The 5911-nt window shown below is 77.8% G+C and carries 4 protein-coding genes and 3 pseudogenes; 2 read left to right on the top strand and 5 right to left on the bottom strand.

Features of this window, described 5'->3' with window-relative positions; genetic code table 11:
• Positions 1-54: 54 nt before the first annotated feature.
• A pseudogene (locus RH94_RS44655) lies at positions 55-405 on the top strand (MFS transporter); the annotation flags it as partial.
• A gap of 96 nt (positions 406-501) precedes the next feature.
• Here RH94_RS44655 and RH94_RS44650 read toward each other — a convergent pair.
• Both RH94_RS44650 and RH94_RS26215 read right to left on the bottom strand, forming a co-directional pair.
• Positions 502-648, bottom strand: a pseudogene (locus RH94_RS44650) (ATP-binding cassette domain-containing protein); the annotation flags it as partial.
• A gap of 119 nt (positions 649-767) precedes the next feature.
• Entirely contained in the window at positions 768-1364 is a 597-nt protein-coding gene (locus RH94_RS26215) for a sigma-70 family RNA polymerase sigma factor (protein ID WP_107428827.1), read from the bottom strand.
• A 122-nt stretch (positions 1365-1486) separates the two neighbouring features.
• On the opposite strand from RH94_RS26215, the gene RH94_RS26205 reads away from it, so the two are divergent.
• Positions 1487-2545 carry a MerR family transcriptional regulator gene (locus RH94_RS26205; RefSeq protein WP_073950507.1) on the top strand — a complete coding sequence of 353 codons (1059 nt, stop codon included), beginning with the start codon at positions 1487-1489 and terminating at the stop codon, positions 2543-2545.
• A gap of 182 nt (positions 2546-2727) precedes the next feature.
• Here RH94_RS26205 and RH94_RS26200 read toward each other — a convergent pair whose 3' ends face one another.
• The 3 genes and pseudogenes from RH94_RS26200 to crtI form a co-directional block, all read right to left on the bottom strand.
• A complete protein-coding gene (locus tag RH94_RS26200) occupies positions 2728-3738 on the bottom strand; it encodes a DUF5914 domain-containing protein (RefSeq protein ID WP_073950505.1) in 1011 nt (336 codons plus the stop codon).
• Complete coding sequence (locus RH94_RS26195) at positions 3735-4751, bottom strand: phytoene/squalene synthase family protein (RefSeq protein WP_073950504.1); 1017 nt, start codon at positions 4749-4751, stop codon at positions 3735-3737. Before RH94_RS26195 ends, RH94_RS26200 begins: the two co-directional genes overlap by 4 nt.
• Positions 4748-5911 (bottom strand): annotated as a pseudogene (gene crtI, locus RH94_RS26190) (phytoene desaturase family protein); the annotation flags it as partial. The pseudogene crtI and the gene RH94_RS26195, both read right to left, overlap by 4 nt.

The following is a 5911-nucleotide window of genomic DNA, read 5'->3' as shown; positions in this document are numbered from 1 at the left end:
CCCGCCGATCCGCCGCCGAAGCCGGCGCCGGCCTCCTCCTGGGTGCCGCGGGGCATGACCGCGTGGCCGGCGGTGTTCTCGCCGCTGCTGGGCTGCGGCATCGCGTCGGTGAACACGTATCTGGCGCTGTACGGCGTGCGGCGGCTCGGGCTCGGGCCCACGGCGGGCGGGGCGCTCGTGGCGGTGCTGGGCGTCGCCGGGATCGCCGGGCGGGTGGGCTGGTCCAGGGTCGCGGGACGGCCGGGCCGGGTTGCTGCCGGGCTGTCTGGCCGCCGGTGCGGTGGGGCGGCGCTGCTGCTCGCCGCCTCGCGGTACGCGCATCCGCCGGCCTGGGTGGCGGCGGTGGCCGTGGGCGTCTTCGCGGTGGCGGCGAACGCGGTCTCGATGGTGCTGGTGATGCAGCGCGCGGCCCCCGGCCGGGCCGGGCAGGACTCGGCGCTGGTCTCGGCCGGCTTCTTCGCCGGTGTCCCGGCCCCCGACCAGGATCTGTCCGCCGGCCCGGCGGTGCAGGACCAGCACGGCGCGGATCGGCGTGGTCTTGCCCGACCCGTTGGTGCCGGTCAGCGCCACCCGCTCGCCCGCCGCGATGTCGAGGTCCACCCCGTGTACGGCCGCGACACGGCCGTGCCGGCAGACGACGTCGCGCATCCGTACGTCCAGCCCGTCCATCCCACCTCCTGCTGGTCTCCCGACAGCAGTCGGACGGGGAGTCCGACGGGTTCCCGGCGAGTGGACTCGCCTGCCGGAGCTCGCATCGGTCGTGCGCGTCAGGCCGCCGCGACGCCCTCGTCCTCCAGGCAGCGGCGCAGACGGTCGAGGCCGCGCCGGGTGTGGCTCTTGACCGTGCCGAGCGGCCAGCCGGTGACCTGGGCGATCTGCGCCTGGGTCAGGTCCTCGTAGTAGGCGAGGTGCAGCACGTGCCGCTGGGCCGTGCTGAGCTGCCGCAGGGCACTGCCGACGACCATCCGGTCCAGCACGGTCTCGGGCTCGCCGGCGCCGTCGTGCCCCCGCGCCGGAAGCCGTTCGGCCGCCATCGCGGCCAGCTGGGCGCGGCGTGACCGGGCGGCCAGGGCGTCGGCCACTTTGCGCCGGGTGATCCCGACGAGCCAGGCGGCCGGTGTTCCCCGCTCCGGCGCGTACCCGCGCCGTCCGCGCCAGGCGTCGGCGAACACCTGCTGGGTCACGTCGTCCGCGTCCCGCGCGTCCCCGAGTGCCTGCCGGGCCAGCCCGTGGACCAGTCCGCCCCACCGGCGGTGGAGCGCCGCCCAGGCGGCGTCGTCCTCGGACGGCACGGGGTGGGCGGGTCCGGAGGCGGTGGCACCGATGGCGGTGACGGCGTCCGGGACGGCCGGGATGCGGTCCATGACCACGTCTCTCCTCGTCGGGAAGGTGTGCGCTCAGCGTGCGTCGGAGGAGGAGACCGGAACAACTTGCATCGATATAGCATCGGATCGTCTGTTCGGAGGAACCGAGGAGCCGAGGAGCCATGGGGACGGCGGGACGTGAGGCCTTGAGCGACGAGACGGCGGTGGCCGGGCTGACCACGGGCGCGGTGGCCCGGCGGCTGGGGGTCTCCCCGACGACCCTGCGCTCCTGGGACCGCCGCTACGGCCTGGGGCCCGCCCTGCGCTCGCAGGGGCGTCACCGGCGCTGGAGTCCGCGGGACGTGGCGATGGTCGAGGAGATGTGCCGGCTGACGGCGGCGGGCGCTCCCCCGGCCGAGGCGGCCCGCGTGGCCCGCCTCACGCACGGCGGGGCCCGGCCCTCCACCCCCTCGGCCGGGCCTCCCGCCCGGCAGCCGGCGCCCCCGGTGGCGGTGGGGCCCGCCCGCCGCGGCGGTGCCGGCGGTGGGCTGCCGCTCGGCGACGTGCGCCAGGAGTGCCGGGGGCTGGCCCGGGCCGCGGTGCGGCTGGACGCGCCGGAGTTGGAGAGCCGTCTGCTGGACGCGGTCGGGCAGCACGGGCTGACCGTGGCCTGGGAGGAGGTGATGGTGCCGACGCTGCGCGCGGTGGGCCGCAAGTGGGAGTCCTCCGGCGACCGTTACGTGGAGGTGGAGCACCTGCTGTCCTGGCAGGTCTCCACCGCCCTGCGCCGTGCGCCGCTGGTGCTGCCGCCGCGTCCGGCGGTGCCTCCGGGCGCCGAGCCGGTGGTGCTGGCCTGCGCGCCCGGGGAACAGCACTCCCTGCCGCTGGAGGCGCTCGACGCGGCGCTGGGCGAACTCGGCGTGCCGACGCGGATGCTGGGCGCCGCGGTACCGGTGGAGGCGCTGCTGGCCTGTGTCCGGCGCACCGGCCCGGTCGCCGTCGTGCTGTGGGCGCAGACCCGCTCGACGGCGTCGCCACCGCTCGCCCGGCACGTCGCGGGTCTTCAGTGGGGGCCTGCGGGCGCCCGCAGGCGGCCTGTCGTGCTGCCGGTGGGTCCGGGCTGGGAGCGGCGGTCGGCCGGCGGCTTCCCGCGGTGCGCCGGCCTGCGGGACGCCGTCGAGACGCTGAGCGGCCTGTACGGCGCGGACGGCGTCGTACGCCGACCGCCGAGCCGGGGCTGAACCGCCGCACGCCATGCGCGGCCTGCGGCCGGTACGCCGCGCGGGGAGCCCACCACACCGGCGCGAGCAACCGAACGCACCGCGCGCTCCGCAGCCCGCGCGAGGCCCTCGGCGCCGCACGCTCCCGCCGCACCGGGCCCGAACCGCCGCACGCGGCCCGCAGGTCCGCCCCGGCGGGCCCCTCAGCCCGGGAAACGTCCCGTGGAGCGCAGGGTCCAGCGCCGTTCCGCGTAGGCCAGGTCGTCGCGCCACAGGCGGCCCGCGGCGTACCGGATCGCCGGGCGCAGCAGGGGGGCGGCGCGTCGGGCCACGGCGAACCCGGGCCGTTCGGAGGTGGCCACGACGGCCTCCACCACCGCGGTGCGCGGCCTGCCCAGGGCGTCGCGTCCCAGCGGTGTCGCGTGGGTCTCCACGACGGAGCCCTCGCCCTCGCCGTCGGTGATCCGCATGACGACGGTGCGCGGTCCGGGAGCGGTGAACACCGCCCGGACGGGGACGACGAACCGTCCGGCGACCTTGAAGGAGACGTCGACCGTGAAGGCGTCCTCCTCCTCGCGCGGGCCGGGGGTGTCCACGACGGTGAGGTCGACGAAGGAGTACGGGTGGAACCAGGCCCCGTGCCAGGGGTCGAGGCGGTTGGCGACCACGTCGTCCGGCTCGCAGACGCCGGTCCCGGTGTACACGGCCGCCAGCGCGCCGGCCGCGGCGGGACGGGCCGGCACCGGTGGCCGGCCGGTGGGTTCCTCGCCTCCGGCGCCGTCCAGCCGCACCCACAGCAGCACCCCGTCGTCGTGGGCGGGCCAGGGCTCCCATCCGGCGGACGGCGTTCCGTCCAGGGCGAGTCCGTGCCAGTGGCACACCAGGGTGCCGCAGCGCACCGGGCTGTCCCGCAGGGGCGCGCCCAGGTGGGGGCAGACGCCGGGCCCGGCGACGGGGCGGCCCCGCGCGTCGCGCCAGAGCACCACCTCGTGGCCGTCGACGGTACGGGCCAGCGGCCGGTCCGGGCGCAGGTCGCGGGAGGCGCCGACGACGTACCAGTTGCCGCTCGGCCGGGCCTGCGCCCGTTTGAGCGCGTCGGCGATCAGCGCGGGCCGGGCCGCGCGCCACGTGGGGCGCTGGCGCTCCCAGGTGACGGGGGCGCGGCGCAGGCGCAGGGGGAGGCGTCCGCGCCGGGGCGGGCGGGCGGGCGTCACGCGGCCTCCTTCGGGCGGGAGGGCGGATGCGGGGTCGTGGCAGGGGTGAGGGTGGTCCCGCGGCGTGCGGCGAGGCGGGCCGCGGTCACCCGCAGCAGGCCGTCGGCGGCGACGAGCGCGCGGCGCCGGCGGGACACCGCGGCACGGCGGTGCAGCACCGCCCAGCCGTCGGCGGCGACGGCGTCCAGGATGCCGCCGTAGAGCACGAACGCCGTGCGGATGCAGGGCCGGGCGACGGGGTCGAGCATCGGCACGCCGGGCGCCGCGCGCCGGTAGGCGGCACGGGTGAGGGCCTCGAACTCGCGCAGTGCCGCGGTGACCCGCCGGTCGGTGCGGCCGGTGTCCCGGCAGCGGCGCAGCAGGTCGCGGTCGACGCCGTACGCGGCCAGCAGGTCGCGGGGCAGGTAGACGCGGCCGCGGTCGAGGTCCTCCCCCACGTCCCGCAGGAAGTTGGTGAGCTGGAAGGCGACGCCCAGTTCGGCCGCGTACGGGGCGGCCTGCTCGCGGGGCACCACGGTGCCGAGGACCGGCAGCATCTGCAGGCCGATCACCGCCGCCGAGCCGTGCATGTAGGCGCGCAGCTCGTCGTAGCAGGCGTACTCGGTGACCGTCAGGTCGCTGCGCATGGAGGTGAGGAAGTCGGCGAAGTGGCGGTGGTCGATGGCGTAGCGGCGGCTGGTGTCCGCGAGGGCGGTGACCACCGGCGCGGCGCCCTCCCGGCCGGCCAGGCCCCGGGCGAGGTCGTCACCGAGCCTGTCCAGGGCGGCGGCCCGCCGCGCCGTTTCGCCGTCGGCGCCTCCGTCCCGGCCGCCGTCGAGCGCGTCGACGATGTCGTCGGCCCAGCGGGCGAAGCCGTACAGGGCGTGCACGGCGGGGCGCCGGCCGGGAGGCAGCAGGCGGGTGGCGAGGAAGTAGGTGCGGCCGTGCCGGGCGTTCAGCTCGCGGCAGTGGGTGTAGGCGGCGCGCAGGCGCGGGTCGGTGATGCCGGCGGCGTCCAGTTCCCGGGCGGTCACGGTCGTACTCCTTGCTCGAGCCGGCCGTCCGTCCTGGCGGACGCGGCGCGGGGACGGGGGCGGGGACGGGGGCCGCCGGTGATGCGGGCGGCGGCCAGCTTCCCCGACAGCAGTACGGGCGGCACCCCGACGCCGGGCGTGGTGCCGCAGCCCGCGAGGACGGCGTTGGCGGTGCCGCGCACCAGGTTGCGGGGCCGGAACGGGCCGGTCTGGGCGAAGGTGTGCGCGACGGAGAAGGGCGTGCCGGCGGCGTGTCCCTGCCCGGTCCAGTCGGCGGGGGTCACCAGGCACTCCTCCTCGATGGCCGACGCGATGCCCGTGAGGCCCCGGCGGTCGAGTTCGCGCAGCAGGCTGTCGCGGTAGCGCGGGGCGAGGCCGGGCCAGTCGGCGGCTCCGGGCCCGATGTCGGTGTTGGGGCAGGGCGCGAGGACGTAGTGCAGGTGGCGGCCCGGCGGGGCCAGGGCGGGGTCGGTGGCGGTGGGCCGGGTGATCAGCAGGGAGGGGTCGCTCATCAGCTCGCCGGTGCGGGTGAGTTCACGGAAGGTGCGCCGCCAGGCGCGGCCGAAGGACAGGGTGTGGTGGGCCAGTTCCGGCCAGGTGCGGTCGCAGCCGGCGTGCAGGACCACGGCCGACGGGGCGTGCCCGAGCCGTGCCGGGCGGCGCGGGGTCCGGCCCAGCAGGCGGTAGGTCACCGGCAGGTCGGGGGTGAGGACGACGGCGTCGCAGGCGATGCGCCGCTCCTCGGTCACCACGGCGGTGACGCGCTCGCCGGTGCGTTCCAGGCGGGTGACCGGCCGCCCGTAGTGGAACTCCGCCCCGGCCGCCGCCGCGGCGTCGGCCATCGCGCGGGGCAGGGCGTGCATGCCGCCGCGCGGGAAGTACACCCCGGCGACGGTGTCCATGTAGGCGATCACCGCGTAGGCGGCCAGGGCCCGCTCGGGCGGGACACCGGCGTACAGGGCCTGGAAGGAGAAGACCCGGCGCAGCCGCTCGTCGCGCAGGTGGCGGGCGACGCGCGCCTCCCAGCGGCCGAAGCCGCCGAGCGCGGCGAGGCGGGCCAGGTCCGGGGTGAGCAGCTGGAGCGGCGAGTCGAAGTCGGCGTCGAGGAAGCGGCCCCGCTCGGCCCGGTACAGCTGCCCCAGCCAGTGGCGCAGGCGGCG

It is taken from the genome of Streptomyces kebangsaanensis, assembly GCF_001906585.1.
Lineage (GTDB): Bacteria > Actinomycetota > Actinomycetes > Streptomycetales > Streptomycetaceae > Streptomyces > Streptomyces kebangsaanensis.
The sequence above is the reverse complement of the archived record's forward strand: the minus strand, read 5'-3'. Positions and strand labels throughout refer to the sequence as shown.

Excerpts from the sequence above, each read along its gene's own strand:
- RH94_RS26215 (WP_107428827.1), bottom strand. The coding sequence starts at position 1,364 with ATGGACCGCATCCCGGCCGTCCCGGACGCCGTCACCGCCATCGGTGCC.
- RH94_RS26205 (WP_073950507.1), top strand. The coding sequence starts at position 1,487 with ATGGGGACGGCGGGACGTGAGGCCTTGAGCGACGAGACGGCGGTGGCC.